Source organism: Kitasatospora sp. NPDC059827 (assembly GCF_042731675.1).
Taxonomy (GTDB): domain Bacteria; phylum Actinomycetota; class Actinomycetes; order Streptomycetales; family Streptomycetaceae; genus Kitasatospora.
The window spans coordinates 44,979-69,187 of the sequence record NZ_JBHWIV010000005.1 but is presented as its reverse complement, the minus strand read 5'-3'; the positions used below and the strand labels follow the sequence as shown (position 1 = coordinate 69,187).

The 24,209-nt window shown below is 74.2% G+C and carries 21 protein-coding genes; 2 read left to right on the top strand and 19 right to left on the bottom strand.

Features of this window, described 5'->3' with window-relative positions; translation table 11 throughout:
* The first annotated feature begins 89 nt into the window (after nt 1-89).
* Both hemA and ACFV8H_RS04985 read left to right on the top strand, forming a co-directional pair.
* The gene (hemA, locus tag ACFV8H_RS04990) at nt 90-1,337 is read left to right on the top strand and encodes a 5-aminolevulinate synthase (RefSeq protein ID WP_375887223.1); all 1,248 of its coding nucleotides are present in this window, start codon (nt 90-92) and stop codon (nt 1,335-1,337) included.
* Nucleotides 1,334-2,890, top strand: coding sequence for a long-chain fatty acid--CoA ligase (locus tag ACFV8H_RS04985; RefSeq protein ID WP_380396562.1), 1,557 nt, complete (start codon nt 1,334-1,336; stop codon nt 2,888-2,890). The genes hemA and ACFV8H_RS04985 overlap by 4 nt, the downstream gene beginning before the upstream one ends.
* Here ACFV8H_RS04985 and ACFV8H_RS04980 read toward each other — a convergent pair.
* The 19 genes from ACFV8H_RS04980 to ACFV8H_RS04890 all read right to left on the bottom strand — a co-directional run bounded on the left by ACFV8H_RS04980 (nt 2,844) and on the right by ACFV8H_RS04890 (nt 24,199).
* Nucleotides 2,844-3,503 carry a LuxR C-terminal-related transcriptional regulator gene (locus ACFV8H_RS04980; protein ID WP_375887218.1) on the bottom strand — a complete coding sequence of 220 codons (660 nt, stop codon included), beginning with the start codon at nt 3,501-3,503 and terminating at the stop codon, nt 2,844-2,846. The two genes, ACFV8H_RS04985 and ACFV8H_RS04980, sit on opposite strands and share 47 nt — an antisense overlap.
* Nucleotides 3,504-3,590: 87 nt before the next feature.
* The gene (locus ACFV8H_RS04975; protein ID WP_380396561.1) at nt 3,591-5,045 is read right to left on the bottom strand and encodes an MFS transporter; all 1,455 of its coding nucleotides are present in this window, start codon (nt 5,043-5,045) and stop codon (nt 3,591-3,593) included.
* Nucleotides 5,046-5,173: 128 nt separating this feature from the next.
* Nucleotides 5,174-7,000, bottom strand: coding sequence for an AMP-dependent synthetase/ligase (locus tag ACFV8H_RS04970; RefSeq protein ID WP_380396560.1), 1,827 nt, complete (start codon nt 6,998-7,000; stop codon nt 5,174-5,176).
* 35 nt (nt 7,001-7,035) lie between these two features.
* Complete coding sequence (locus ACFV8H_RS04965) at nt 7,036-8,388, bottom strand: cytochrome P450 (RefSeq protein WP_380396559.1); 1,353 nt, start codon at nt 8,386-8,388, stop codon at nt 7,036-7,038.
* 44 nt (nt 8,389-8,432) lie between these two features.
* Nucleotides 8,433-9,287 (bottom strand): class I SAM-dependent methyltransferase, encoded by an 855-nt coding sequence (locus ACFV8H_RS04960; RefSeq protein ID WP_380396558.1) that lies wholly within the window; start codon nt 9,285-9,287, stop codon nt 8,433-8,435.
* On the bottom strand, nt 9,281-10,111 hold the full coding sequence (locus ACFV8H_RS04955) for an alpha/beta fold hydrolase (RefSeq protein ID WP_380396557.1): 831 nt from the start codon (nt 10,109-10,111) through the stop codon (nt 9,281-9,283). Before ACFV8H_RS04955 ends, ACFV8H_RS04960 begins: the two co-directional genes overlap by 7 nt.
* The gene (locus tag ACFV8H_RS04950; protein WP_380396556.1) at nt 10,108-10,764 is read right to left on the bottom strand and encodes a LysR substrate-binding domain-containing protein; all 657 of its coding nucleotides are present in this window, start codon (nt 10,762-10,764) and stop codon (nt 10,108-10,110) included. Before ACFV8H_RS04950 ends, ACFV8H_RS04955 begins: the two co-directional genes overlap by 4 nt.
* A complete protein-coding gene (locus ACFV8H_RS04945) occupies nt 10,757-11,476 on the bottom strand; it encodes a DUF6182 family protein (RefSeq protein ID WP_380396555.1) in 720 nt (239 codons plus the stop codon). The genes ACFV8H_RS04950 and ACFV8H_RS04945 overlap by 8 nt, the downstream gene beginning before the upstream one ends.
* A gap of 32 nt (nt 11,477-11,508) precedes the next feature.
* The gene (locus ACFV8H_RS04940) at nt 11,509-12,666 is read right to left on the bottom strand and encodes a hypothetical protein (RefSeq protein ID WP_380396554.1); all 1,158 of its coding nucleotides are present in this window, start codon (nt 12,664-12,666) and stop codon (nt 11,509-11,511) included.
* On the bottom strand, nt 12,663-14,108 hold the full coding sequence (locus tag ACFV8H_RS04935) for an FAD-dependent oxidoreductase (protein WP_380396553.1): 1,446 nt from the start codon (nt 14,106-14,108) through the stop codon (nt 12,663-12,665). Before ACFV8H_RS04935 ends, ACFV8H_RS04940 begins: the two co-directional genes overlap by 4 nt.
* A gap of 1 nt (nt 14,109) precedes the next feature.
* Nucleotides 14,110-14,967 (bottom strand): class I SAM-dependent methyltransferase, encoded by an 858-nt coding sequence (locus tag ACFV8H_RS04930; protein ID WP_380396552.1) that lies wholly within the window; start codon nt 14,965-14,967, stop codon nt 14,110-14,112.
* 51 nt (nt 14,968-15,018) lie between these two features.
* Nucleotides 15,019-16,722: a GH3 auxin-responsive promoter family protein gene (locus ACFV8H_RS04925; protein ID WP_380396551.1), complete on the bottom strand. Its 1,704-nt coding sequence runs from the start codon at nt 16,720-16,722 to the stop codon at nt 15,019-15,021.
* Complete coding sequence (locus tag ACFV8H_RS04920; RefSeq protein WP_380396550.1) at nt 16,709-17,239, bottom strand: hypothetical protein; 531 nt, start codon at nt 17,237-17,239, stop codon at nt 16,709-16,711. Before ACFV8H_RS04920 ends, ACFV8H_RS04925 begins: the two co-directional genes overlap by 14 nt.
* A gap of 131 nt (nt 17,240-17,370) precedes the next feature.
* Nucleotides 17,371-18,603 carry a 3-deoxy-7-phosphoheptulonate synthase gene (locus ACFV8H_RS04915; RefSeq protein WP_380396549.1) on the bottom strand — a complete coding sequence of 411 codons (1,233 nt, stop codon included), beginning with the start codon at nt 18,601-18,603 and terminating at the stop codon, nt 17,371-17,373.
* A gap of 50 nt (nt 18,604-18,653) precedes the next feature.
* Entirely contained in the window at nt 18,654-19,169 is a 516-nt protein-coding gene (locus tag ACFV8H_RS04910; protein WP_375887183.1) for a hypothetical protein, read from the bottom strand.
* A 152-nt stretch (nt 19,170-19,321) separates the two neighbouring features.
* Nucleotides 19,322-20,533: an acyltransferase family protein gene (locus ACFV8H_RS04905; RefSeq protein WP_380396548.1), complete on the bottom strand. Its 1,212-nt coding sequence runs from the start codon at nt 20,531-20,533 to the stop codon at nt 19,322-19,324.
* 41 nt (nt 20,534-20,574) lie between these two features.
* On the bottom strand, nt 20,575-21,927 hold the full coding sequence (locus tag ACFV8H_RS04900; RefSeq protein ID WP_380396547.1) for an aldehyde dehydrogenase family protein: 1,353 nt from the start codon (nt 21,925-21,927) through the stop codon (nt 20,575-20,577).
* Nucleotides 21,928-23,025 (bottom strand): phenazine biosynthesis protein, encoded by a 1,098-nt coding sequence (locus ACFV8H_RS04895; protein WP_380396546.1) that lies wholly within the window; start codon nt 23,023-23,025, stop codon nt 21,928-21,930.
* A gap of 28 nt (nt 23,026-23,053) precedes the next feature.
* Nucleotides 23,054-24,199: an FAD-dependent monooxygenase gene (locus ACFV8H_RS04890; RefSeq protein WP_380396545.1), complete on the bottom strand. Its 1,146-nt coding sequence runs from the start codon at nt 24,197-24,199 to the stop codon at nt 23,054-23,056.
* Nucleotides 24,200-24,209 lie beyond the last annotated feature (10 nt).

Sequence of the window (24,209 nt, the reverse complement as noted above, 5' to 3'; positions counted from 1 at the left end):
GTCAACTCCCTTACTGATCAAGCCCCGTACTGATCAAGCCCCGTACTGATCAAGCCACTTTCACGTCGTGTCGAACGAGAGGAACTCCCATGCCCCGGCACCTCGACTACTTCACCCAGCAGCTCACCGAGGAGCAGCGCCGCACCCGCACCTTCCTGGAGATCGGCCGCCGCGCCGGCAACTTCCCCAGCGCGATCGCCCGCACCGCGGACGAGGAGAACGAGATCACCGTCTGGTGCAGCAACGACTACCTCGGGATGGGACAGCACCCCTCCGTCCTGGCCGCCGTCCACGACGCCGTGGCCCGGTTCGGCGCCGGCTCCGGCGGCTCCCGCAACATCGGCGGCACCAACCACCGCCACGTGGAGCTGGAGCGCGAACTCGCGGACTGGCACCGCAAGGACGCGGCGCTGCTCTTCGCCTCCGGCTACACCGCCAACGACGGCGCGCTCGCGGTGATCGCGGGCAACCCCAAGGGCACCGTCGTCTTCTCCGACGAGCTGAACCACGCGTCGATGATCGACGGCCTGCGGCGCAGCGGCGCCCAGAAGCGCATCTTCCGCCACAACGACGTCGCGCACCTGGCCGAACTCCTCGCGGCGACCGACCCGGAGGCGCCCAAGCTGATCGTGCTGGAGTCGGTGTACTCCATGTCCGGTGACGTGGCGCCGCTCGCCGAGATCGCCGACCTGGCCGAGCAGTACGGCGCGACCACCTTCCTCGACGAGGTGCACGCCATCGGCATGTACGGCCCCGAGGGCGCGGGCATCGCCGCCCGCGAGGGCATCGCCCACCGGTTCGACGTCATCATGGGCACCCTCGCCAAGGGCCTCGGCACCGCCGGCGGTTACATCGCCGGGCCGCAGGACCTGGTCGACGCGGTGCGCACGATGTCGCGGGCGTTCGTCTTCACCACCTCGCTGCCGCCCGCGACCGCGGCCGGCGCCCTGGCCGCCGTGCGCCACCTGCGCGGCTCCGACGCCGAGCGGGAGAGCCTGGCCCGCAACGCCCAGTTGCTGCACCGGCTGCTCCAGGAGGCCGACGTGCCGTTCCTGTCGCCCGACTCGCACATCGTCTCGGCGCTGGTCGGCGACGACGCCCTGTGCAAGGAGGCCTCGGCGCTCCTCCTGGACCGGCACAAGCTGTACGTCCAGGCCATCAACGCCCCCAGCGTCCGGGCCGGCGAGGAGCTCCTGCGGATCGCCCCGTCGGCGACCCACACGGAGGCCGACGTGGAGAAGTTCGCCGAGGCCCTGGCGGGCATCTGGCAGGAGCTGGGGATCGCCACCGCCTCCGACCGCGCGGCCGGGCACACCACCGCGAAGGAGCTTGTGTGACCCGCTCCCTGGCCGCCGTGCTCGCCGATACGGCGGCACGGCGGCCGGACCGTCCGGCCCTGGTCCAGGACGACACCGTCGTCACCTACGGGCAGCTGTGGGACCGGGCCCGCCAGTACGCCGCGGTGCTGCGCCACCACGGCGTCGGCCCCGGCGACCGGGTGGTCCTGCTCCTGCCCAACTCCCCCCGCTTCCCGGCCGCGTACTACGGGGTCCTGGCCCTGGGCGCGGTCGTGGTGCCGATGAACGCGCAGTCCCGCACCGCCGAGGTGGAGTTCGTCCTCAAGGACTGCGACGCGCGCGCCCTGGTCTGCGAGGGCACCGTCGTCGGGCAGGGCGGGCCGGCCGCCTCGGCCGCCGGGATCGCGCTGTTCACCGTGGCGGACGACCGCTCCGGCGGGATCGACCTGGACGCCCCCCACCCGGGGCAGCCGGTCGACGGGCACGTGGCGGTCGCCCCGGACGACCTGGCGGCGATCCTCTACACCTCGGGCACCACGGGCCGCCCCAAGGGCGCGATGCTCACCCACCGCAACGTCGTCACCAACATCGAGGTGACCGCCGTCTCCCCGTTCGGGGTCCAGGACGACGACGTGCTCTACGGGTGCCTGCCGCTGTCGCACACCTTCGGGCAGGTCTGCGTCATGGGCACCTGCTTCCTGGCCGGCGCCACCCTCGTCCTGGCGCCCCGGTTCGCCGCCGAGCAGGCCCTCCAGGAGATGGCGCGCCACGGCTGCACCGTCTTCATGGGCGTGCCGACCATGTACCACGCGCTGCTGGAGGCGGTGGCCGCGGGCGCGCCCGCGCACCGGCTGCGGCGCGCCTACAGCGGCGGATCCGCCCTGGCCGTGCCCGTCCTCAACCAGGTGCGGACCGTCCTCGGCTGCGAGGTGTACGAGGGGTACGGCCTGACCGAGACCTCGCCCTGCGTCTCGTACAACCACCCGGGGACGCCGCCGCGGCCCGGCACCGTCGGGCTGCCGGTCACCGGTGTGGAGGTGGCCGTCGCCCGCGCCGACCTGGAGGGCCGCGTCGAACTGCTGCCCGTGGGCGAGGTGGGCGAGGTCGTCGTCCGGGGCCACAACGTGATGGCCGGGTACCTCGGCCTGCCGAAGGCCACCGCCGAGGTGCTGGTGGACGGCTGGTTCCGGTCCGGGGACCTCGGGCGCCTGGCGCCGGACGGCTACCTCACGCTGGTGGACCGGAAGAAGGACGTGATCATCCAGGGCGGCTACAACGTCTACCCGCGCGAGGTCGAGGACGTGCTGCTGCGCCACCCGGGCGTCGAGCAGATCGCGGTGGTGGGTGTCCCCGATCCGGCCCGCGGCGAGCAGGTCTGCGCCGTCGTGGTGCGCCGGGACGGCTTCGGCACCGACCCCGAACTCGTCGACGGACTGGATGAGTTGGCCCGCCGGGAGTTGACCGGCTACAAGCGGCCGCGCCGGGTGGAGTTCGTCGAGCGAATGCCGCTCGGCCCCAGCGGCAAGGTCCTCAAGCGCGAGCTGGTCACGCTGCTGCTGGCTTCGCCAGCAGGCCGAGTTCCATCGCCCTGACCACGGCGAGGGTGCGGTTGGGGCTGTTGAGCTTGGCGAGGATGTTCCCCATCAGCCGCTTGACGCCGTTCTCCGAGATGCCCAGTGCGCGGGCGGCCTGCTTGTTGCTCAGGCCGCCCGCGACCAGTTCCAGGACCTGGGTCTCCCGCGCCGTCAGCGCGACCGCGGGGCCGGGGTCGGCGGGCACCAGCAGGCGCCGCGCCAGGCTCGCCGACACGTGGAAGCGCCCGGCGGACACGTCGGCGACCGCCTCCCGCAGCAGGCTGAGGTGGAGGGCCGACCGGTCCACGAAGCCGTGCACGTGCGGGGCCCAGGCCGGGGTCATCCGTTCCTCGGGGCCGACCAGGACCACCAGCCGCACGTCGTGGTCGCGCAGCCGCCGGGCCGGCGCCGCGTCCGGGGCCTCCGCCAGCTCGGCGGCGGAGGTGAGCAGGAGGTCCGGCGACAGCTTCGGCGCCGCCTCCGCGGCGTCGGCGACGGTCGGGTAGCTGAAGATGCTCGCGATCGACTCCAGGGAGTGCAGCATCCCTTCGAGCCCGTAGCGGTGGATGTCCTTGCGGACCGCCAGGGCCACGGTGAGGCCCGGCGAGGACGGAAGCGTCGGAAGGTGCATGATCTCCTTCTCCTGTACGTACGAGGGTGGGGCCTCGGGTCGTGCGAGGGTGGCCGCCCCGGACGGGGCGGCCACCCTCCTGCTTTGTCAGGACCGGTCGGTCAGGACCGGCTCGCCCTCGGGCCGGGGAGCGGCCGTCGGGACGGTCTGCGGGGCGACGGCCGCGGGGGCCTGCTGCCGCACCAGCCACAGGCCGGTGAACACGGCGCTCACCAGGGTGACGACCCCGGCGGTGAGGAACGCGGTGTTCAGACCGCTGCTGTAGGAGGCGCCGTGCTCCTGGCGCGTGCGCACGATGGCGCCGAGCACCGCGACCCCGAAGACCGCGCCGATCTGCCGCGTGGTGCTGCTGATCCCCGAGGCGAGGCCGCCCTCCTGGACACTGACCGAGGAGATGGCCGCCCCGGTCAGCGGGGACATGGTGAGGCCGAAGCCGACACCGGTGACCGCCAGGCGCCACCACACGTTCAGGTACGGCGTGTCCGTGTGCACGGCGGCCATCGTCACCAGCCCGGCCCCGGCCAGGACCAGGCCCACGGTGACGACGCTGCGGAAGCCGAACCGCGCGGCGATCCGGGCGGCGTACGGGCTGCACACCACCATCGCGAGCGTGCACGGCAGCGTCTCCATCGCCGAGCGCAGCACCGAGTGGCCCTGCACGGTGGCGAAGAACTGGGTGAAGAAGAAACCCGAGCCCATCAGACCGAAGCCGACCACGATCATCGCCGCGTTGGAGACGGTGAACAGCCGCAGCCGGAACAGGCGCAGCGGCAGCATCGGCCTGGCCGACCGGGCCTCGACGACCAGGAACAGCACCAGCAGGACGACCGACGCGGCGAAGCAGGACAGGATCAGCGGCGCCGTCCAGCCCTTGTCACCGGCCTCGGTGAGTCCGAAGGCCAGCGTGCCGACGACCAGGAGCGCCAGCACCTGGCCGGGCACGTCGAGCGGGGGCGCTTCGGGGTTGCGCCGGTCCGGCAGGATGCGCGCTCCCACGATCAGCGTCACCACGCCGATGGGAATGTTGATCAGGAAGATGGCACGCCAGTCGAAGGCCTGGACCAGCAGGCCGCCGGCCGCGGGCCCGACCGCGAGGCCGATCCCGCTGAACGTGGCCCACTGGCCGATCGCCTTCACCCGGTCCCCCGGTGCGGGGTAGCCGGAGGCGAGCAGCGCGAGGCTGGCGGGGCTGAGCGCCGCGGCCCCGATGCCTTGCAGGATGCGGGCGGCCAGCAGCCAGCCGACCGAGGCGGACAGGCAGCACGCCAGCGAGGCGAGCGTGAACACCGCCATGCCGCCCAGGAAGATGCGCTTGCCGCCGAAGCGGTCCGCGAAGACGCCGCCGGCCAGCAGCAGCATCGCCACCGCGAGCACATAGGCGTTCACGATCCACTGCAGCCCGGTCAGGGTCGTGTCCAGGCGCTTCTGCATGTCCGGCAGCGCCGCGCTGGTGATGGTGTTGTTGAGGAGGACCATGAACTGCCCGATGCAGGTCACGGCGAGTAGGGCGACCCTGTTGTGGGGACGGATCCCGTCGGACACAGGGGTGGCTCCTTATCGAGAGTCGGGGTTCTGGGACGCGGGGAAGGAAGGGTCGGGGTCGGACGGGTGGTCAGGTGCTCGGGTGCTCGGCCGGTCGCGTGCTCGGCCGGTCTGGCGGCGGAGCCGGGTCAGTCCGCGCCGTACATCGACTCGATGGCGTCCGCGTGCAGCTCGGCTATCGCCGTCCGGCGCAGGCTGAGCTTCGGCGTCAGCTCACCGCTCTCCGGCGTCCACGGGCCGGGCAGCAGGCGGTACTTCTTGATCTGTTCGACCCGGGCGAGGAGGGCGTTGGCTTCGGCGACGGCCTGGTCGAGGGCGGCCCGGACGGCCGGGTGGCGGGCCGGGTCGGCCAGCCCCGCCGCGTCGACCCCGTTGGCCCGCGCCCAGGTGGGCAGGGCGTCCTCGTCCAGGACGAGCAGCGCGGTGACGTACCGTCGGCGGTCGCCGATGGCGGCGGCCTGGCCGATCAACGGGTGGGCGCGCAGCAGGGATTCCAGTCTGGTCGGGGCGATGTTCTTGCCCCCTGCGGTGATGATCAGCTCCTTCTTGCGATCGGTGATGGTGACCAGGCCGCGGTCGTCCACGGCGCCGACGTCGCCCGTGGGCAGCCAGCCGTCGGCGTCGGTGGCGGGGTCGAGCCCACCGTCGGCGCGCAGGTAGCCCGCGCACACCACGGGGCCGCGCAGGAACAGTTCGCCGTCGGCACCGGTCCGGATCTCGATACCGGGCCCCGGACGGCCGACCGCGCCGAGCGCGAAGACCTCCGGCGTACTGACGGTGGCGGCCCCAGTGGTTTCGCTGAGCCCCCACACCTCGTAGACGGAGAGCCCGAGCCCGGCCAGGAACTCGAGCACGGCGGTGGGAATGGGCGCCGCGCCGCTGAGGGCGCGGTGACAGTCGTCGAGCCCGATGGCGGCTCGCAGCGGCTGCAGCACGACATCGTCCAACTTTTCATACTGGGAAGCAAGTTCGTTCGGGACCGACCGCCCGGCCGACCGCAGCCGGTACACCTCGACGGCGGTCTCCCGCGCCTCGTCGACGGCCGCGGCCTCCTCGGGCGGCAGCGCCGCGAGCCGGGCGCGCGCCGCGACCGCCAGCTTCTCCCACACCCGCGGCACGCCGAAGAGCGCGTGCGGGCGCACCGCCCGCAGGGCGGAGGCCAGTTGGGCCGGGTCGTCGCAGATGGTGACGTGGCCCGCGTTGCAGATCGGCATGTAGATGCCCAGCACCCGCTCGGCGATGTGCGCCAGCGGCAGGTGGGCGATCGTGCGCGGGTGCGCGGGCACGGGGACGAGGCGGTCCTGCATCATCGACTCGTGGATGACGTTGCGGTGCGAGAGCACCACGCCCTTGGGGTCGCCGGTGGTGCCCGAGGTGTAGACGACGGTCAGGGGCGTGTCGGGCGTCGCGGTGTCGGTCAGCTCGTCGAAGGCGCGCTCGTCGGGCAGTTCGCGGGTCAGCTCGGCGTACGTGACGTACCGCGGGTCACCCGCGGGGACGGCCGCCGGCTCCACCAGCACGACCGCGCGCAACCCCTGCATCTCCGTCAGCACCGGCTGCCAGCGCCTCAGTTGCTCCGGGCCCTCCAGGACCACCACCGTGGCCGCGCTGTGCCGGGCCACGAAGCGCAGCTGTTCGGTGCTCAGCGTGTCGTAGGGGGTGCAGGCCAGCGCGCCGAGGTGGACGGCGGCGAGGTCGGTGATCCAGTGCTCGGGCCGCTTGGACATCGCGATCAGCACCCGCTCGCCGCGGGACAGGCCGAGCCCGGCCAGGCCGTGGGCGAGCGCGGCGGTCTCGGCGCGCAGCTGCGACCAGGTCCGGGTGGTGGCGTCGGGGCCGATGCCACCGGTGAGCGCGGGACGGCCGGGGAAGGCGCGGGCGTTGCGGCGCAGCAGCCGGGTGATCGTCAGGTCCCCGGTGTCGAGAGACGATTGGGGCGGTGTCACCGATGCCACGGCGGGCTCCTTCGGTTGCGAGGGTCGTTCCGGGTTCACTCGGCACCGCCGAGGCCGCGCGGGCGCACCACCAGGGGGAGGCTGCGCGGGTACGGCAGGGAGCTCGTCGCCATCCGGATCCGGGCGCCCGGCGCGATGCGCAGCTGCCAGTGGGCGGCGAGGGTGGCCAGGGCGACGGTCATCGTGGTCGCGGCGAGGTGCTCCCCGATGCAGCGGTGCGCTCCGACGCCCCAGGGGACGTAGGCGCCGGGCGGCGGGGCCTGCTCGGGGTCGGCCGAGGCGCGCTCCGGGTCGAAGCGGTGCGGGTCCGGGTAGACGGCCGGGTTGCGGTGCACGGCGCGCGGGCTGTAGCCGACCTCCGCGCCGGCCGGGACGAGGGTTCCGGCGAGGACGACGTCGTGCCGGGCGCGCCGGGTGGAGAGCATCGGCGCGTGCAGCCGCAGCGTCTCGTCCACGACCTTGCGGGTGTACGAGAGCTCCCTGACCCGGTCGTAGTCGAGCGGCCGCCCGTCCAGGACGCGGGCGGCCTCGTCGTGCAGCCGCTGCTGGACCTCGGGCCGGACGGCCGTCTCGAAGACCGCCCAGGTCAGCGTGGTGCTGGTGGTCTCCAGCCCGGCGAAGACCAGGATCAGGGCCTCGCCGCGGATCTCGTGGTCGGTGAAGGGGCGGCCGGTGTCCGGGTGGGTCGCCTTCAGCAGGATGTCGAGCACGTCGGGCACCTGGCCGGGGGTGGCCCGCCGGTCCCGGATCAGCGCGTCGATGACGGCGTGGAAGCGGCCCATGGCGGCCTGGAAGCGCCGGTTGGCGGGGGTGGGCAGGGTCGTCAGGGCCTCGGGGAAGACCGTCCCGGCGAGCAGCTTGCCCGAGATCAGGCTGAGGGTGTGCCGGATGTCGCGCACCACGGCCGAGGCGAGGTCCGCGCCGAACAGGGAGCGCAGCACCACTGCGGCGACGAAGTCGGAGATCTCCTCGTCCGCCCGTACCGGCGTGCCGGGCCGCCAGGCGCCGAAGCGCCGCTGCGCCTCCTCGACGACGGCCCGGGTGTGGTCGCGCACGCTGGTGCGGCTGAACGCGGGCTGGAGGGTGCGCCGCTGGTGCCGGTGGCCCGCGCCGTCGGAGGCGATCGGCGGGTTCCCGAAGTGCCCGGCCAGGACGTCGAAGAAGCGGCCGCGTTCGAAGGCCTCGGTGTCGACCTGGATGCGGTGCACCAGGGCCGGGTCGTTGGCCAGGTACAGGCCGACGGGCCCGAACCCGACCCGCACCAGCGGGTCCCCGGTCCTGGTGGACTCGAAGAAGGACAGCGGCCGGCGCAGCAGTGCGGGCACGTGGCCCAGGACGGGTACCCGGCCGGGGGCCGGCGGGCAGGGGGCGGTGGTGGTCGCTGGCATGGTGCTACGGGCTCCTCGTCGTTGCCTGGGCGGCGGTTCCGCGGTCAGTGGGAAGGGCCGGGCACGGTGCCGACGGCGAGCACGTTGCCCTCGCTGACGTAGCCGTCGGGGTCGTCCAGCGGGTGGGCGGGATCGGCCGGGTCGGCGAACCGCCGCCACCCGTCGTCGAGGCCGAGGGCCAGGGCCTGCCCGGCCAGTTGCGCGCACGCGGCCTTGTAGAAGTCCCGGGCGGCGGGGGCCAGCGGGGCGTGGTGCTCGATCAGGACGGTCCGCCCGCGCACCCCGGTGAGCCCGGCGCGCCTGAGGTGCCGCTGGAGCTCGCGGGTGCGCAGGAGTTGCCGGGCGTAGCCGGGGCGCGCGCCCGCGGCGCGGAAGAAGTCGGTGAACAGGTAGGGGTCGGCGGGCCGGGCGGTGATCAGGTGGGCGTCCAGGTCCTTGACCGCGACGGTGCCGCCGGGGCGGACGACCCGGATCGACTCCGCGAGCGCTCGGGCGAGTTCGTCGTCGTCGAGGTACTGGACGGTGTTGGCGCACCAGACGGAGTCGAAGCTGTCGTCCGGGAAGGGCAGGTCCAGCAGGTCCGCCGTGCGGACCTCGGTGGGGCAGGGCAGCTGCCAGGCGGCCGCGCGCTCGGCGGCGAGCGCGGCGTTCTCCTCGGCCAGGTCGACGGCCGTGATCCGGCCGCCGGCGCCGACCAGCGCGGCCAGGTGCGGCAGGAAGTCGCCGGGGCCGCAGCCCGCGTCGAGGACGTGCTGTCCGGGGCACAGGCCGGCCCGGCCGAGCAGGTCCAGATAGGTCTCCTCGCAGGCGCGGAAGTGGGCGTCGACGATGGTGTGGTGGGTGAAGCCGAGGCCGGTCGAGGAGGTGTGGCCCCAGGCCTCGTGGTCCTCGGTCAGCATGCCCGGGCCCCGCTCCGGGCGTCCGCCGTGGCGTCGACCTCGGCCAGCAGGCCGCGGAGGGCGTCGGTGACCGCCTCGGGGGCCTCCAGGGGCTGGAGGTGGCCCGTGCGGGTGAGGGTGATCAGGCGCCCCTGCGGCAGCGCGTCCGCGACGTACCGGGACTCCTCCGGGGCGACCAGGGCGTCCTGCGCGCCGGCGATCACCAGGGCGGGCACCCGGGCCGCCCGCAGGACGTCGGTGGAGTCGGGGCGGGCCGCGATCGCCCGCTGGGCCCAGGCCAGCGCGGCGGGGTCGGCGGCGCGCGCGTCGGCGAGGACCCGGGCGAGCAGGTCGGGGCGCTCGGCGCAGGTGGAGTCGGCGAGCAGCAGCGGGGTGACCCGCTCCACCAGCACGGGCCGGTGGGCCGGGTCCTGGACCAGTTCCGCGAAGCGGAGCCGCTGGGCGGCGTCCTCGGGGCCGTCGGCGGTGGCGCGGGCGGAGAGCAGGGCGAGCCCGGCGACCCGGTCGGGGTGGCGGCGCAGGAACGCCATCGCCGTGTAGCCGCCCATGGACGATCCGGCCAGGACGACCCGGTCCAGGCCGTGCCCGTCGAGCGTGCGGGCCAGGTCGTCGGCGACCACGTCGAGCGAGGGCGGGGCGTCGCCGAGCGGGGCCGATCCGAAACCGCGCTGGTCGACGGCCAGGACGGTTCGCCCCAGGGCGCGCAGGGCGCGCTCCTGGGCCGCCCACATCGAGGCGTGCAGGGAGAGCGCGTGCAGCAGGACGACGGGCGTGCGGGCGCCGGGCGTCCGGGCGCCGGGTGTCCGGGTGGCGGTCACGGTCACCGGGAGGCCTCCGCCTCGGCCGTGGTGATGAACTCCCGCACGTGGTCGTGGACCTCGGCGCCGCGGACCCACGCCAGGGTGACCGGGGCGGGCGGCAGGTCGTGGATCGGCACCACCTCGATGCCGGGCGGCGCGAGGTCGGCGAGGGAGACCAGCGAGATGTGCACGGCGTCGCCGGCGGCGACCGTGCGCATCATCTCCGGGACGGTGCGCACCCGGCGCACCCGGCGGATGGGCCGCCCGGCAGGTGTGCGCGCCGGTACGACGTCGTCCCACACGTACGCGGGGAAGTCGCCGGGCGGGGCGAAGGCGTCGTAGTCGGCGAGCTCCTCGATGGAGACCGACGCCCGGCCGGCCAGGGGGTGCCCGGAGCCGACGACCACCGCGCGGGCGTCCTCGGTGAGCACCCGGCTGGTGACCAGGTCGGGTTCGTGGATGCCGAACTTCACGATCATCACGTCGAGTTCGCCCGCCCGGACGCCGCGGAACGGGTCGGCGATGTCGTACTCGACCAGCCGCACGTCGGCCCGCTCACGGCCGGCGAGCCGGACGATGCGGTCCACCACCTCGGTGGAGCCGTGGTAGCCGAACCGGACGGTCGGGGGGTTCCCGGCCGTCGGGATCCGCTCGGGGGTGGGGGTCTGCTCAGGCAACGCGTGCCTCCTCGGTCAGTCCGGCGGCCGCCTTGAGCCGTCCGGGAAGGTGCTTCTCGGTGGTCACGCGCACGGTGACCAGGTGCGCGGGGGCCCCGACGATCCGGGGCACCTGGTGCACCACCAGGTGGTCGCCGGGCGCGATGTGGCCGTCCAGGACGGCTTCCGCCAGCACGTGGTTGACGTGCACCAGGGCCTCCGAGATGGTGCACTCCGCGGTGGCGACGTACAGGTCTCGGCGGGCCCGCGGCCGACCCGGCGGGTGGGGCCCGTCGGGGATCTCGACCAGGGTGTCCGGCCGGTCCGGCAGCCTGGCGGGCGCGTCGAAGGCCTTGAGCAGCCTGCGCAGCGCGGAGGTCCGGGCGGCGGGCCCGGGCGCGGTCCAGGCCGCGGAGCCGTCGGCGGCGGTGTGCGCGAAGCGGAACCGCTCGCGCAGCTGCTCCGGGTTGCCGGCGAGGAAGACGGTGCGGGTGAAGGAGGTCCGCCAGTCCGCCGCCTGCCGGGGTTCGACGCCGAGCGCGAAGACGCAGGTGTCGCGCACCCACCGGGCCAGGTCGAAGGCCTTGAGCACCACCACGACCGAACTGCCCGTGTCGCCCTCCGCGGTGATGTCGCCGCGGGCGGCGGTCAGGCCGTCGTACGAGGTCAGGTCGTGCCGGGCGGCGAGGTCGGGACGGGCCGCGCGGATCCGCATCGCCTCCTGTTCACGCAAACAATCCTGCGTTGTGGAGGCGGCCCCGGCGCTCACAGGAACACCGCCCGCAGCAGGTCCTCGGCGGGCGCGGCGCGGCGCTTGCCGAGGAGGTGGGAGGTCAGCCGGTAGGGGTTGACGTACACGTGGTCCTTCCGGTGCTGCGCCAGCTGCTCCCGGAGCGCCGCGGCGTCCGCCTCCGGGCCGGCCTCGTCCAGCAGGCGTTCGGCCCGCCTGAGGCACTGCGCCAGCAGGTCGGAACGGAACGACTGCTGCCAGCCGGGGCCGAGCACGGCGATGAAGTACAGCCGCATGCCCAGGCGTACGGCGTCCTCGTGGTGCTCGGCGCGGGCGGCGTCGATCAGCGTCCCGGCGTGCAGCCCCCGCCAGCCGCCCTGCCGCGCGGAGCGGATCCGGCCCTCGATGGGCACCCGGCCGACCGACACCCGCCGCACGCGCGGGCCGAACGCGCTCAGCACCCGCTCCAACTGCTGGTAGTCGGAGTCGAGTTCGTGGTCGTAGAGGAGCACCAGCTCGTCGAAGTCCGGGGCGAGCGGGATGAGTTCCCGCAGGGCGCAGGCCAGGTAGTTCGGCCGCCCGTCCGCGGTGACCAGCCGGCGCAGCGGCAGTCCGAAGCGGGTGAGGTCCAGGTAGACGGGGCCGCCGACCTCGCGCTGGTCCAGGCACATGCCGAGCGCGGTGAGCCGGTCGAGGACGGCGTCCAGGCCCAGGCCGGGCGGCTGGTGCCGCAGCAGTCCCGGGTCGTGCAGGCCGAGGGCCGCGTAGTGCCCGGACCACAGCTGGAGGACGCGGGTGCCCACCGGGTGCACCCAGCCGCGTTCGACCGCCTCGGCGTACGGGAGCAGGGCCTGCGCGGGGGCCCGCTCGGCCGCGCGGAAGGCGACGTACAGCTCGCCGATCCGCTCCTCGGTGAGGTCGCCGTAGTCGGTGGCGCCCCGGCTGCGGTCGAGGAACTCCCAGAAGCCCAGGGTCTGTTCGGTGGCGTGGTAGGTGGTGTGGCTGTAGCGGTAGGCGACGTCCGCGAGGGGGCGGGTGGCCCGGTACATCACGTCCGTCCACAGCAGCCCCTTGAGGTGGCTCGGCGTGAGCGGCTTGGACGGGGTGATGGTGACGGGCGCGAGGAGCACCCGGGGGCGGTCCACCGCGTCCGGTCGCGGGCGGGGGGCCGCCACCGGGAGGGTCGTCGTCATGCGCGAGTCCCTTCTGTCGCGGTGACCCGGCGCAGGAGCTCGTCCCGGCCGGGCGGCGGGGTCGGCGCGGGACCGGCGGGGGCCGCCTGCCGGACCCGGGCCAGGAACTTGTCGTCGGCGAACAGCTCCGCGGGCGTGCGCAGGGTCATCAGCATCCGGGTGAGCCCCCGCCAGACCGTGCCGTCGGTGCGGGCCGCGGCGGCGATCTCCGCGCCGGTGGGCAGCCCGCCGGCGGGCGGCGCCGGCACGGCGGGGCGGCCGTCGACGGCGGCCTGCCAGCGGGCGCTGCGCAGCCGGTCGGCCCCGGCGGCCTGCTCGTACCAGGGCAGGAACAGCTCGTGGGTCATCCGGGCGACGGCCAGGCGCTGCGCGGCGTCGACGTCGGGCTGCTCGGCCAGCAGGTCGGCGAGCCGGAAGGCGTGGTCGAGGGCGAGCGACATGCCGCGGCCGAAGAGCGGGTTGGTGATGCAGGCGGCGTCGCCGACCTGGAAGAGGCCCGGGACGGGGACCTGCCGCGGGCCGGCCGCCCCGCGCAGGGTGTTGGGCGGGCTGGAGATGACCCGTACCGGCGAGATCGGGGAGCTGACGCCCTCCTCCAGCCAGGGGGCGAGGCCCGGGGTGGCGCGGGCGGCCGCGGTGAACCCGGTGCGGGTGCGCAGGCCGGCCTGGAGGACGCGGTCGCCCGGCAGGGAGCCCAGGGCGATGGAGAAGGTGCCGTCGTCGCCGGGGTGCAGCACGCCCGCGTAGTGGTCGTAGACGTCCCCGACGCCGTGGCCGCGGTTGAGCGGCCCCGGCAGGGCGCGGCCCCGCAGCCGGTAGAAGCGGGTGTGGCCGACCAGCCCGGACGCGCTGGTGCGGTCGGCGGCCACCGGGATACCTGCGTCGTGCAGCCAGCGGCGGGACAGCGCCCGGCGCCCGGTCGCGTCCACCACGACGTCGGCGCGCAGCCGCTCGCCCGTAGCGGTGACGACGGCCGCCACGCCCCGGTGCCCGGGGTGGAGTTCGAGGCCGACGACGGTGGTGTCGTGCCGGACGGTGACGTCGGGCGTGTCGCCGGCCGTCCGGTGCAGCAGCAGCTCCAGGGTGGAGCGGCGGCAGCCGAGCGCGACCAGGTCGCCGTCGCCGGGCTCCGGGGCGCTGTCGGCGGCGTCCGCGGGCAGCGCCCGGGTGAGGTCGAGGACGGGCGCACCCGCGGCCCCGGCGTCGGCCAGCAGCCGCGGTGCGCGCTCGCGCAGGACGCGGACGCCGAGCGAGGTGAGGGTGTGCGACTGGAGGCCCTGGGGCGCGGTCGGGCGCCGCCACCCGGAGCCGGGATCCGCGGTGGACCACTGCGGCGGTCTCGGGGCGCGCTCCAGGACCAGCACGCGGTACCCGGTCCCGGACAGGGCGAGCGCGCTCGCCAGCCCGGCGACGCTTCCGCCGACGATCACTGCGGTCGGCATGTCAGCGCCGCCGCCCGTGGACGAAGAAGACCCGCCGCACGTCGCGCTCGCTGCGCGGCGGCACCGGGTCCGGCCAGCGCCCGAAGTCGGCGCCCGCCTCGCCGGGCTGGGTCGCCCGCACGTCGAAGCCGTGCCGGTCGAAGAGCTCCTCCGGCTCGTCCGTGCCGAACAGCCAGGGGCAGCCCCAGCCGCTGAACACGTCGAGCAGGCCGCGCATGTGGGGCAGGGTCAGGGCGGCCGCGTTGACGATGTCGGCGGCGATCCGGCTGCCGGGGGCCGAGATCGCGGCCACCCGCTCCAGGACGCGGTGGGCGTCGGGCGCGGGGACGTAGTAGAGGAGCCCTTCGAGCAGCCAGGTGGAGGGGACGGCGGGGTCGTACCCGGCGGCCTCCAGGCGGGCCTCCCAGTCGGGCTCGGTGAGGTCGACGGCGACCGTCCGGTGGTCGGTGCGCGGCTCGGTCGCCCCGAGCCGCTCGGCCTTGTAGGCGAGTACGGCCGGCCGGTCGACCTCGAACCAGCGCACCCGCTCGGGCCAGTCCAGCCGGTAGGCGCGGGAGTCCATGCCGGCCGGGGCCAGCACGATCTGGGTGGTGTCCTGGTCCTCGGCCGCCGCCCGGAGGTAGTCGTCGAAGAACCGGGTGCGGATCGCGTTGTAGTCGGGGGTGCTCGGGATGGTGCGCTCGCGGCCCGGCGGGAAGGTCGCGCGGATCACCTCGGCGAGCAGTTCGGGGCCGATGTCCCCGGCGAGGGCGGCGGCGTGCGGGTCCTCGTACAGCCGGTCCGGGCGCTTGCTCTCGGCGGCGCGCAGGGCGGCGGTGAGGAGCGCGGTGCGTTCGACGGCGTCCAGTGAAGCGGTCATGTCGGTCCTCCGGTTGGTGGGTGCGCAGGCCCGCGGCGGCTCGTCGCCGGCTCAGGGGGCTGCTGTGCCGTGCCCTTCGGGGCCCTGCCCGGTCAGCCGGGCCCACTCCTGCGGGTCCTGTCTGAACAGCCGGTCCTTGACCTGGGTGGGCCGGATGCCGCTCTCGACCCGGGCCTGCCAGTCGCGCAGGAAGGCGTCGGGGTCGAGCCGCAGAAGGGTCGGGGCGGCCAGCCGGCCCCGGCCGCGCGCCGTGCGGTAGTCGGCCGACTGCCGCTGGAGGGCCCGGTCGAGGAGGTCGGTGAAGCGCTCGGACTCCTCCGGGCGCCACGGGGTGCGCGGGGCGACGGCGAACTCGTAGCCCGGGGAGCGCCGCGGGGCTCCGGCGACCCGGCAGGCGACGTTGCGCAGTTCGAGGCCGGTGGCGTCCAGCGCGCCGTGCAGCGCCCTGATCACCTGGGCGTCGCGCAGCCGCTCACCGGCGTGGTCGGAGCGGTTCGCCCGGCCGGCGTACTCCAGGCGCGGCACGCCGTCCTGGTGGTCGACGACGCGGACGACGTCGCCCACCGCGTACCGGTAGAGCCCGCCGACGTGGCTGAACACCACGTGGTAGTCGCGGTCCGGCTCCAGTTCGTGCGGCCGGAGGGTGGCGGTGTCGGGGCCGAGGTCCCGGTCGGCGTCGGCGAACTCGTACACCGCGGCGTTCGCCACCAGGCTGCCCGCCCGACCGTGCCGGTCGAGGGCGACGCCCACCGGGCCCTCGGAGGCGGCCACGGGGGCGGGCAGGGCCACCACGCCGGGGCCGTACTCCTCGCGCAGCCGCGGGAGGTACAGCGAGGCCACCCCGGTGGTCCAGCAGAACAGGGCGCGCATCCGGGGCCAGACGTGGCACGGGCGCACGGTGCCGTGCCGGTCGGCGAGGCGCTCCAGTTCGGCGGCCCGGGCGGGGTCGGGGGCGCGGTGCGGCAGGCCGCCGAGCGTGCCGTCCCGGACCTCCCGGACGATCCGGGGCCACCACAGGTTCAGCTGGTACGGCAGCGCGGCGACCATCGCCGGGTTGATGCCGATGACGCAGCGGACGTCGCTCTCCACCGCGAGGCGCAGCCGCAGGTACATCTTCTCCGCGTGCCGGTCCGCCGCGACGGGCACCGGGAGGGTCGCCCAGGGGGCGCCGGTGCCGGGCTCCGCGGACAGCGGCTCCCCGAAGGCGGTCCCGAAGTCGACCTGGCTGGCGCCGACGTGGGGGCGCCCGGAGGCCGTGGTGGGCGGGGCCGCGACGGGGTCGTGCTTGAGGTTCAGCACCGCCCCGGGGGACTCCAGGACCTCCGGGAAGTGCTCGATGAGCGGCGCCCACGCGGCGTAGTAGAAGGGGAAGAAGGTGGTGCGCATGAAGCGGGGGGTGACCGGGATCTTCTTGTGGGCGCCGGTGCTGCCGCTGCTGGTGAAGAACACGGCGGGGTGGTCGGCGGTCAGGATGTTCCGCTCGCCGGCCGCGGCCCGTTCGATCCACGGTTCGAGGTCGGCGTAGGTCTGCACCGGGACGGCCCCGCGGTACTCGTCGAGGGTGCGGATGCGGGCGAAGCCGTGCCGCTTCCCGTACTCCGTGCCCGCGTTGAACTCCAGCAGGTCGGTCAGCACCTGCCGCTGGCTTCCGGCCGGGTCGGTGAACGCGGCCCGCAGGCCCCGCCGTTCGGCGAGGACGCGCTCGCGGTAGCGCCGCAGGCGGACGGGGTCGGACCAGGCCTCAGCAGAACTCATAGGTGACCACCTCCCGGATCGCGGCCGCGGTGAGCTCCGGGCGGTCCAGTTCCTCGATGACGGTGACCGGCAGGTCCTGGATCTCGTCCCGCATGACCTTGGCCAGGTCGCTCTGGTACCGCCGGAAGCCGGCCGGGTCCGGCTGCGGGCCGTAGTGCTCCAGGACGTTGAGGTCGGCGCCCCGCCGGCTGCGCTCCCAGGTCGTCCCGGGCGGCACGTCGAGGTAGACCACCCGGATCGGCCGGGGGAAGGTGCGCCACCAGTCGAGCAGGGGGCTGTCCCCCGCTCCGGCGAGGCGGCACTTCGCCAGCAGCTTGTAGTAGTAGGAGTCGACGACGACGGGGGTCCCGGCGTCGGCGCGCAGCAGTTGGTCGCGCAGGTGGACGACGGCGGTCTGCACGAGCGTGGCGAAGAAGTCCGGGGACCAGACGCCCGGGTGCGGCGCCACGTCCTTGACGACGTTGCGGCGCAGCCGGCCGATGAGCTCGTGCTCGGGGGCGAGGCGGGTGTCGTCCACGGAGAGGAACTGCCACCGGGGCTCGGTCCGGGCGAGTCGGTCGAGGGCCGAGGACTTGCCCGAGTAGTCGGGGCCGAGGAGTACGCAGAAGGGCGGGTGCCCGCCGTCGAAGTCGATGGGAGTCCTCCTCGCTACAGGGCCGACAGGAAGGCGTCGACGGCCAGGGACGCCTGCACCGGGTTGAGCCGGGGGTCGCAGAGGCTGGTGTAGCGCGCCGTCAGGGCCGCCTCGTCCGGCACGTCGGCGCCGACGCACTCGGTGACGTCGTCGGCGGCGGTCTCCAGGTGCAGGCCGCCGGGGCGGATCCCGACGCTGCGCAGGGCGGAGACGAAGCCGCGGATCTCGTCGCAGACGTCGTCCAGGCGCCGGGTCTTGATGCCGTTCGAGGCCTTGTAGGTGTTGCCGTGCATCGGGTCGCAGAGCCAGACGACGGGGTGGCCGGCGTTCTTGACGGCCTGGGCGAGGGCCGGCAGGTGGGTGCGCACGTCGTCCTTGCCGAACCGGGAGATCAGCGTCAGCCGGCCGGGCTCGCGCTCGGGGTCCAGGCGCCCGACCACGTCGAGCAGGTCCTGCACCTCGGCCTTGCCGCTCACCTTGCAGGCCACCGGGTTCATCACGTCGGCCAGCAGGCGCACGTGCGCGCCCTCGCTGTGCCGGGTGCGCTCGCCGATCCACGGGAGGTGGGTGGAGCCCAGGAACCAGCCGCCCGCGGACTCGTCGAACCGCACCAGGGCCGTCTCGTAGTCCATCACCAGGGCTTCGTGGCTGATCCAGGTGCGCCGTCCGATCGCCGGACTGCGGTCGTGCCGCCCCTCGATGGCGTCGGCCACCGTCTTGGCGGCCCGGTAGGCGCGCAGCATGCGCTCGGGGTCGTGTCTGCGGGCCGCCTCGTCCGGGGCCTCGGAGTTGACGATGTGGCCCCGGAAGGCCGGCAGCGGGCGGCCGTCGACGTCCTCGGTGGGCGCGGACCGGGGCTTGGCGAACTGGCCCGCGATCCGGCCGATCCGGACGACCGGGATCCCGGTCGAGACCGCGACGGTGTCGGCGAGGCGCACGAGGGCGCGCTCCTTGCGGACCGCGTGCTCGGCCGTGCACTCCGCGAAGTCCTCCGCGCAGTCGCCGGCCTGGAGCACGTGGGCGTCGCCGGCCGCGACGCCGGCCAGTTCGCGGCGCAGCTGGAGCAGGTCGGGCAGCCGGGTGAGCACCGGACGGCCGGAGAGGTCGGCGCAGACCTCGTCGCGCCGGGCCGGATCGGCCCAGGACGGTTGCTGGGCCGCCCGGTAGAAGCGCCAGCCGGTCTGGTCTCCGGCGTGCGAGTGCGGGGTGCGGGCCGCCTGTTCGGCGGTCGCGAGAGCCTGGGGCATGACAGTTCCTTCGCTGTGGTGAAGCACGATCAGGCGGTGACGGTGCTGGCCTAGTCGTTCGTGAGCTGGACCATGTGCGGGTTGAACTGCTCGTGCACGTAGGCCTGTCCGCCGGCGGCGTAGTGGATGACGTACTCCTTGAAGGCGGAGTCCACCCACTGCTCGGTGAGGCTGTCCCGCCAGCGCATGAGTCCGGTGGACAGCTGTTCGCGGTGCTGGTGCACCTGCTGGTCGCGGAGCTGGAGGCCGATCGGGGTCAGCGCGTCGGGCACGCCCATCCGGCTGCGGGCGGCCCCGTCGAACACCACCCGGTTGATGCTGACCACCTCCTGCTCGGGGGTCACCAGGCAGGAGCGGCGCTCCAGGACGACGGCGGTGTCCGCGAGTCCGAGCGCGGAGCGGATGCCGTCCGGAAGGCGGCCGGCCGGGGTGTCGCCCTGGGCGTCGACCCGGATCGACAGGTCGTGGCCGGTGAGGGCTTGCAGGAGCAGGGTGGTGGAACCGTCGCAGGCCAGCAGCATCCGGGTGCTGGCGCTCAGTTCGGCGGTCGGCTGGAGGGGGCTCATCATCGGTCTCCTGGGCTGTTGTCGGTCTGCCGGAGGGGGGAGCGTCCTGCGGTCGCGCCGGTGCGAGGGGAAGGGAAGGGCGGGGAAGGGAGGGGGTGGCCGCGCCGGGGGGCGTGGCGCGACCACCCCGGTTCAGGGGGGTGGCGCGGGCGTCAGTGCGTCCGCACCGCTTCGGCCGGCCGTCCGTCGGGCTCGGCGCTGCCGGCACCGCCGGAACCGCCCGCGGCGCCGCTCGGCTGCGACGGACGGCTGCGCGCGAAGCGCTTCATCAGCGGCTGCTCGACGCCGATGAACAGCAGCCAGGAGAAGAAGACGCTGATCAGCACTTCACTGGCGAGGATCCCGGCCGCGACCGGGGCGCTGTGCGACGCGCTGAGGCCGAAGCGGTCGACGAAGACGTGCACGGTGATGTCGTGGACCAGGTAGAAGGCGAACGAGACCTCACCGAGCCAGACGAAGACCCGCTTGCGCAGGAACGAGGGCCGGCCCGCGATGTCGGTGCTGGCCATCGCGGCGATCAGCAGGGCGACCGGGATCAGCGTCACCGCGCTCATCGCGTACAGCCACGGCACCCACTTCAGCTCGACCACGTAGGCGACGGCGACCAGCGCCAGCGCCGGCAGGACCGGGAACTTGATCCAGCGGCCGGTCATGACGATCCGGGCCATCAGGATGCCCACCGCGAACTCCAGGATCCGGAACGGCGGCAGCTGCCAGACGAACCAGTACTGCCACACCGAGGCCTCGAACTTCAGCGGCATGGCCGGGGAGTCGGGCAGGACCGCGTACGCGACGGCGGGGACGGCGACCACGGCGGCGGCCAGGATGCCCACCCACAGCCACAGCCGCTCCGGCCGGATCCGCTGGATCGCCCGGTGCAGCAGCGGGAAGCACAGGTAGAAGACGGCCTCGACGGAGAGCGACCAGGCGGGCGGGTTGATGCTCTGGAAGACCTTGGCGTCCGGGATCCAGGTGTGCAGCAGGAAGAGGTTGGAGATCCCCGCCGTCCAGGTGGCCTTCATGTAGGCGAACAGCGCCAGCGCGATGAAGAAGGTCACCACGTGGTTCGGGTAGATCTTCATGAACCGGCGCCGCCAGAACTGCCGGGGCCTGTCCCCCGGGCGGGCCGACCAGGTCAGCACGAAGCCGCTGAGGACGAAGAAGAACCCGACGCCCAGCCAGCCCGCCTTGCTGACGGCGTGCGTGACGGATACGGCGGTGCCGCCGGTGAACGGCGTGTACGGCGGCAGGGTCGAGTGGAAGAGGAAGACCATGAACGCGGCGAAGAACCGCATGCCGGTCAGGGAGGGCAGCCGTGAGAAGCGCGCGGACGCGGGCACGGGTGTCCCGGTCGGACTGGACATGGTGAAGACTCCCGACGGTGGGGTGGGGGACGGCGGCCGGGTCACCCGGCCGGTGTGACTACGCCCTTGGCGTCCAGCAGGAACTCGGTGTAGTTGCCGTCGTGCGGCATGCCCGGCACCAGCTCCCAGGGGAGGACGGCGCCGTCGGTGATCTTCCGGACGGCCGGGTCGAGCAGCGCCTGTCCGGTGATCGCGGCGTTCTCGGTCAGCAGGTTGAGCACCAGCGAGGGCCGCAGCGGGGCGATGCCGTCGGCCGGGCTCCAGGGGGCGACCACGACGAACGGGAAGGCCAGCTCGGTGCCGACGGCCGGGTGGTCCGCGCGGTCGGCGGCGAGGACCACGGGACGCGGCAGGAAGGAGCCGTCGCCGAGGTCGACCAGGAAGTCCTCACCGTACAACGGCGTGCTGTGGTCGGTGAGTTCGGTGGCCAGCTTGGCCATCTGCCGGCGCAGCCCGTCGGCGCGCTCGCGCCCGACGACGAGCAGCACGCTCTCCGGGTCGGCGGCGGGCAGCACCGGCAGGTGCGCCAGTCGTCCGGCCAGGGCGGCCGCGGTGTCGTGGACGTCGTTGCTGGTCAGGACGGCCGAGAGGTTGGTGCAGCGGGTGCCGCCGTCGAAGGCCGCGCTGGTGGCCAGGTGGTCCAGCAGGGCGTCGGTCAGCGGCAGGTCGAGCAGGGCCCGGGAGCGCCCCGGGCCGCGGGTGGCGACCCGGGCGCGGTCGCTCCAGTCGCCCACCGCCTGCTCGTTGCCGTAGATGATGCCGCGGTCGGCGGCGTTCAGCAGGAACGAGCCGACGGCGTGCGGGCTGGGCAGCAGGGCCAGCTTCTCCGGCGCCAGCCCGGCCGCCAGCAGGGCGGCGGCCAGCCGGCGCGGGGTGAACGGGTCGCGGCTGCCGGGCCGCACGACGACGCTGTAGCCGTGGTGCAGCGGCTGCACCCAAGTGGCGTGCGGCAGCGGGTGGTTGCTGGCCATCACGGCGGTGAAGAGCCGGCCCGCCGGTGCCCGGTGGACGCGGTGGGTCGGCGTCAGCCGGGCGGCGGGCAGCTCCGCCGCGGTGGTGGCGGGCAGCTCCTCGATCTCGGCGGCCATGTCCGCCAGGCCGCGCCGGACGGTGGTGGAGGCGAGGCCGGTGCCGCGCACGGTGTGGCGCACGTACGCGTCCGCGCTCTCGCCGTCCAGTTCGGCGGTGGCGAACAGCCGCGCGGCCGTGCGGAACACCTCCGGCTCGGGGGGCAGGCCGTCGGCGTGGCGGCGCAGCCGGTTGACGGCGGCCTGGGCGGCGAGCCGGGGGGCGAGGCCGACGTCCGCGAGCGGTTCGCCGTGCACGTCGGTCAGGACGGCACGGTCGGCGCTCGGCCGGCTCTCACCGGCGACCAGCGGGTCGATGACGAGCACTCAGTACACCCCCTCGACGACGTCGGCGTCCTCGAAGGTCGCCACGCTGGTCACCTCCGCGAGGCCGTCGACGCCGCCGTCCGAGGTCGGCCGGACCCGCACGGCGGTGTCCCGTTCCAGCACGTTGGGCAGGAACATCTCCTCGCTGACCAGGTGCAGTCTGACCCGGCCGCGCTCGCCGTAGCCGACCGGCTCGCCGTCCTCGTCCACCAGGTCCAGGCGGGTGGTCTCGGCGAAGGGCTCGAAGACGCAGGCGTGGACGTCCTCGGGCGTCCGGACCCGCTGCGGGGCCACGCCCATCAGACTGTTCCCGTAGATCCCCACCAGGCGGGCGTCGGGGAAGAAGTCCTCCCGGACCACGCGCAGGCTCTCCGGGCTGAACGAGGTGCCGGCCCAGATGATCGCCCCGACCCGGGAGGCCACCAGTTCGTGCAGCTCCGGCCGGGCGCAGATGGCCTCGATCAGCGGGGGCGTGGTGCTCAGCACCCGCACCGGCTGGCTCAGCAGGACCTCACGGGCCTGGTCGAGGAGGTGGTCGATGTAGTCGTCGGCCTCCTGCTGCCGGCCGGAGCCGAGCAGCCGCTTGACCCAGCGCGGGTCGAGGTCGACGGTGTAGCACAGGCCGCCGGCGGGCTCGGCGTAGCGGGAGGTGTCGAAGGCCACCACGTGCGGGCCGGTGGGGCCCAGGTGCAGCCAGTCGCCGGTCTCGGGCACGCCGTGGTCGGTCAGCAGCTGCCTGGTCCAGGCCCCCATCCGGGAGCGGTAGTTGCCGTCGACGATCCGCTTGGGGGCGCCGGTGGTGCCGCCGGACTCGTAGACCCGGAAGACCTGGCCCGGTGCGGCTCCCCGGGGTATCAGGTCGGCCGCCGGGACGGTGCGCAGTTCGCGGCTGACGTCGGGGAAGCGGAGCAGGTCGGCCGCGCCGGCGACGTCGGTGCGCGGGTCGAAGCCCAGGTCCGCGCGGCGGGCGAGCCAGAACGGCGAGCCGGTGCGGTCGTCGAAGTGCCAGGCCATCAGGGCGCGGACGTGGGCGTCGAAGTCGGCCGCCCCGAGGGGTGGGTGGTGCGGGTCGGGCAGGTGGGCGGGGGTGCTGGTCACGCGTTCGTCCCTTCGGAGCGGTGCGGCATCAGATCGGCTGGTTGAGCGCGTCGTCCACCTGGTGGGCGACCGCTTCCAGGCCGTTCCGGATGAAGTCGAGCTGCCGGTCCAGGGACGCCTGGTCGGTGGTGTTCATCTCGGACAGGAGGATGTTGCGGGAGGCGTCCTGGGCGATCTTGGCGCGGACGAAGCGGCGGTCCTGGAACTCGGCCAGCAGCTCGCGCAGGTCGCCGTCCCGGCCCAGCGTCTCGCCGAGCACGGCGGCGTCCTCGATGGCCATGGCCGCGCCCTGGGTGCGGTGCGGCGCCATGGCGTGGGCGGCGTCGCCGAGCAGCAGCAGCCCGTCCTGGTACCAGGGCAGCGGGAGGAGCACCTCCTCGATCGGCGCGTACACGATGTCGTCGTCCGGCTTGATGCGGTCGCGCAGTTCGCCGATCAGGCCGGTGTAGCCGGCCAGCCGCTGGGTGAGGTGGCCGTGGAAGTCCTCCCGCGCGTGGCGCGGGTTGCCCGGCTCGGGCGTCACGTGCAACAGGTACATGACATCCGTATTGAGCGGGAAGAGCCCTGCCTTGGTGCCCATGCCCTGGAAGTACATGTTCCGGGTGACGTCGGGGTGCCGTTCGAGGGCCACCCGCCACACCGAGTAGCCGGTGAACCGGGGCTCGATGCCGAGGGCCGCCTTGCGGAAGGAGGAGCGGATCCCGTCGAACGCGACCACCAGGTCGTAGTGCTCGGTGCTGCCGTCGGTGAGGACGGTCTCGACCCCGCCGTCGGCGGTGGTGCGCATCTTCTCCACCGAGGTGCCGTACCGGATCACCGTGCCCACGTCGACGCAGGCCTTCTCCAGGATCCGGGCCAGGTCCTTGCGCTGGATGGCGCAGTTGGCGGGCACGCCGTCGACCCCGAGCTTCGACCGCAGCGCGAGCAGCAGCCGGGAGGCGGAGTCGTGGAAGTCGACGCGGTCGAAGGTGAAGCCGTGGCCGAGGACCTCGTCGAGCAGGCCGAGCTGCCTCAGGGCCCGCAGCGCGTTGCCCGGGATGTTGATGCCGACGCCGGCGACGAGGTTCTCCGACTGGATCTCGACGACGGTGGTGTCGATGCCCTGCTGTCCGAGTGCGGCTCCGGCGGCGAGACCGCCGATGCCCCCTCCGATGATCAGGATGCGGCGTTTCACTGTGACTCCT

Excerpts from the sequence above, each read along its gene's own strand:
- ACFV8H_RS04965 (WP_380396559.1), bottom strand. The coding sequence starts at position 8,388 with ATGCCAGCGACCACCACCGCCCCCTGCCCGCCGGCCCCCGGCCGGGTA.
- ACFV8H_RS04935 (WP_380396553.1), bottom strand. The coding sequence starts at position 14,108 with ATGCCGACCGCAGTGATCGTCGGCGGAAGCGTCGCCGGGCTGGCGAGC.
- ACFV8H_RS04980 (WP_375887218.1), bottom strand. The coding sequence starts at position 3,503 with ATGCACCTTCCGACGCTTCCGTCCTCGCCGGGCCTCACCGTGGCCCTG.
- ACFV8H_RS04940 (WP_380396554.1), bottom strand. The coding sequence starts at position 12,666 with ATGACGACGACCCTCCCGGTGGCGGCCCCCCGCCCGCGACCGGACGCG.
- ACFV8H_RS04910 (WP_375887183.1), bottom strand. The coding sequence starts at position 19,169 with ATGAGCCCCCTCCAGCCGACCGCCGAACTGAGCGCCAGCACCCGGATG.
- hemA (WP_375887223.1), top strand. The coding sequence starts at position 90 with ATGCCCCGGCACCTCGACTACTTCACCCAGCAGCTCACCGAGGAGCAG.
- ACFV8H_RS04925 (WP_380396551.1), bottom strand. The coding sequence starts at position 16,722 with ATGAGTTCTGCTGAGGCCTGGTCCGACCCCGTCCGCCTGCGGCGCTAC.
- ACFV8H_RS04930 (WP_380396552.1), bottom strand. The coding sequence starts at position 14,967 with ATGACCGCTTCACTGGACGCCGTCGAACGCACCGCGCTCCTCACCGCC.
- ACFV8H_RS04960 (WP_380396558.1), bottom strand. The coding sequence starts at position 9,287 with ATGCTGACCGAGGACCACGAGGCCTGGGGCCACACCTCCTCGACCGGC.
- ACFV8H_RS04905 (WP_380396548.1), bottom strand. The coding sequence starts at position 20,533 with ATGTCCAGTCCGACCGGGACACCCGTGCCCGCGTCCGCGCGCTTCTCA.
- ACFV8H_RS04915 (WP_380396549.1), bottom strand. The coding sequence starts at position 18,603 with ATGCCCCAGGCTCTCGCGACCGCCGAACAGGCGGCCCGCACCCCGCAC.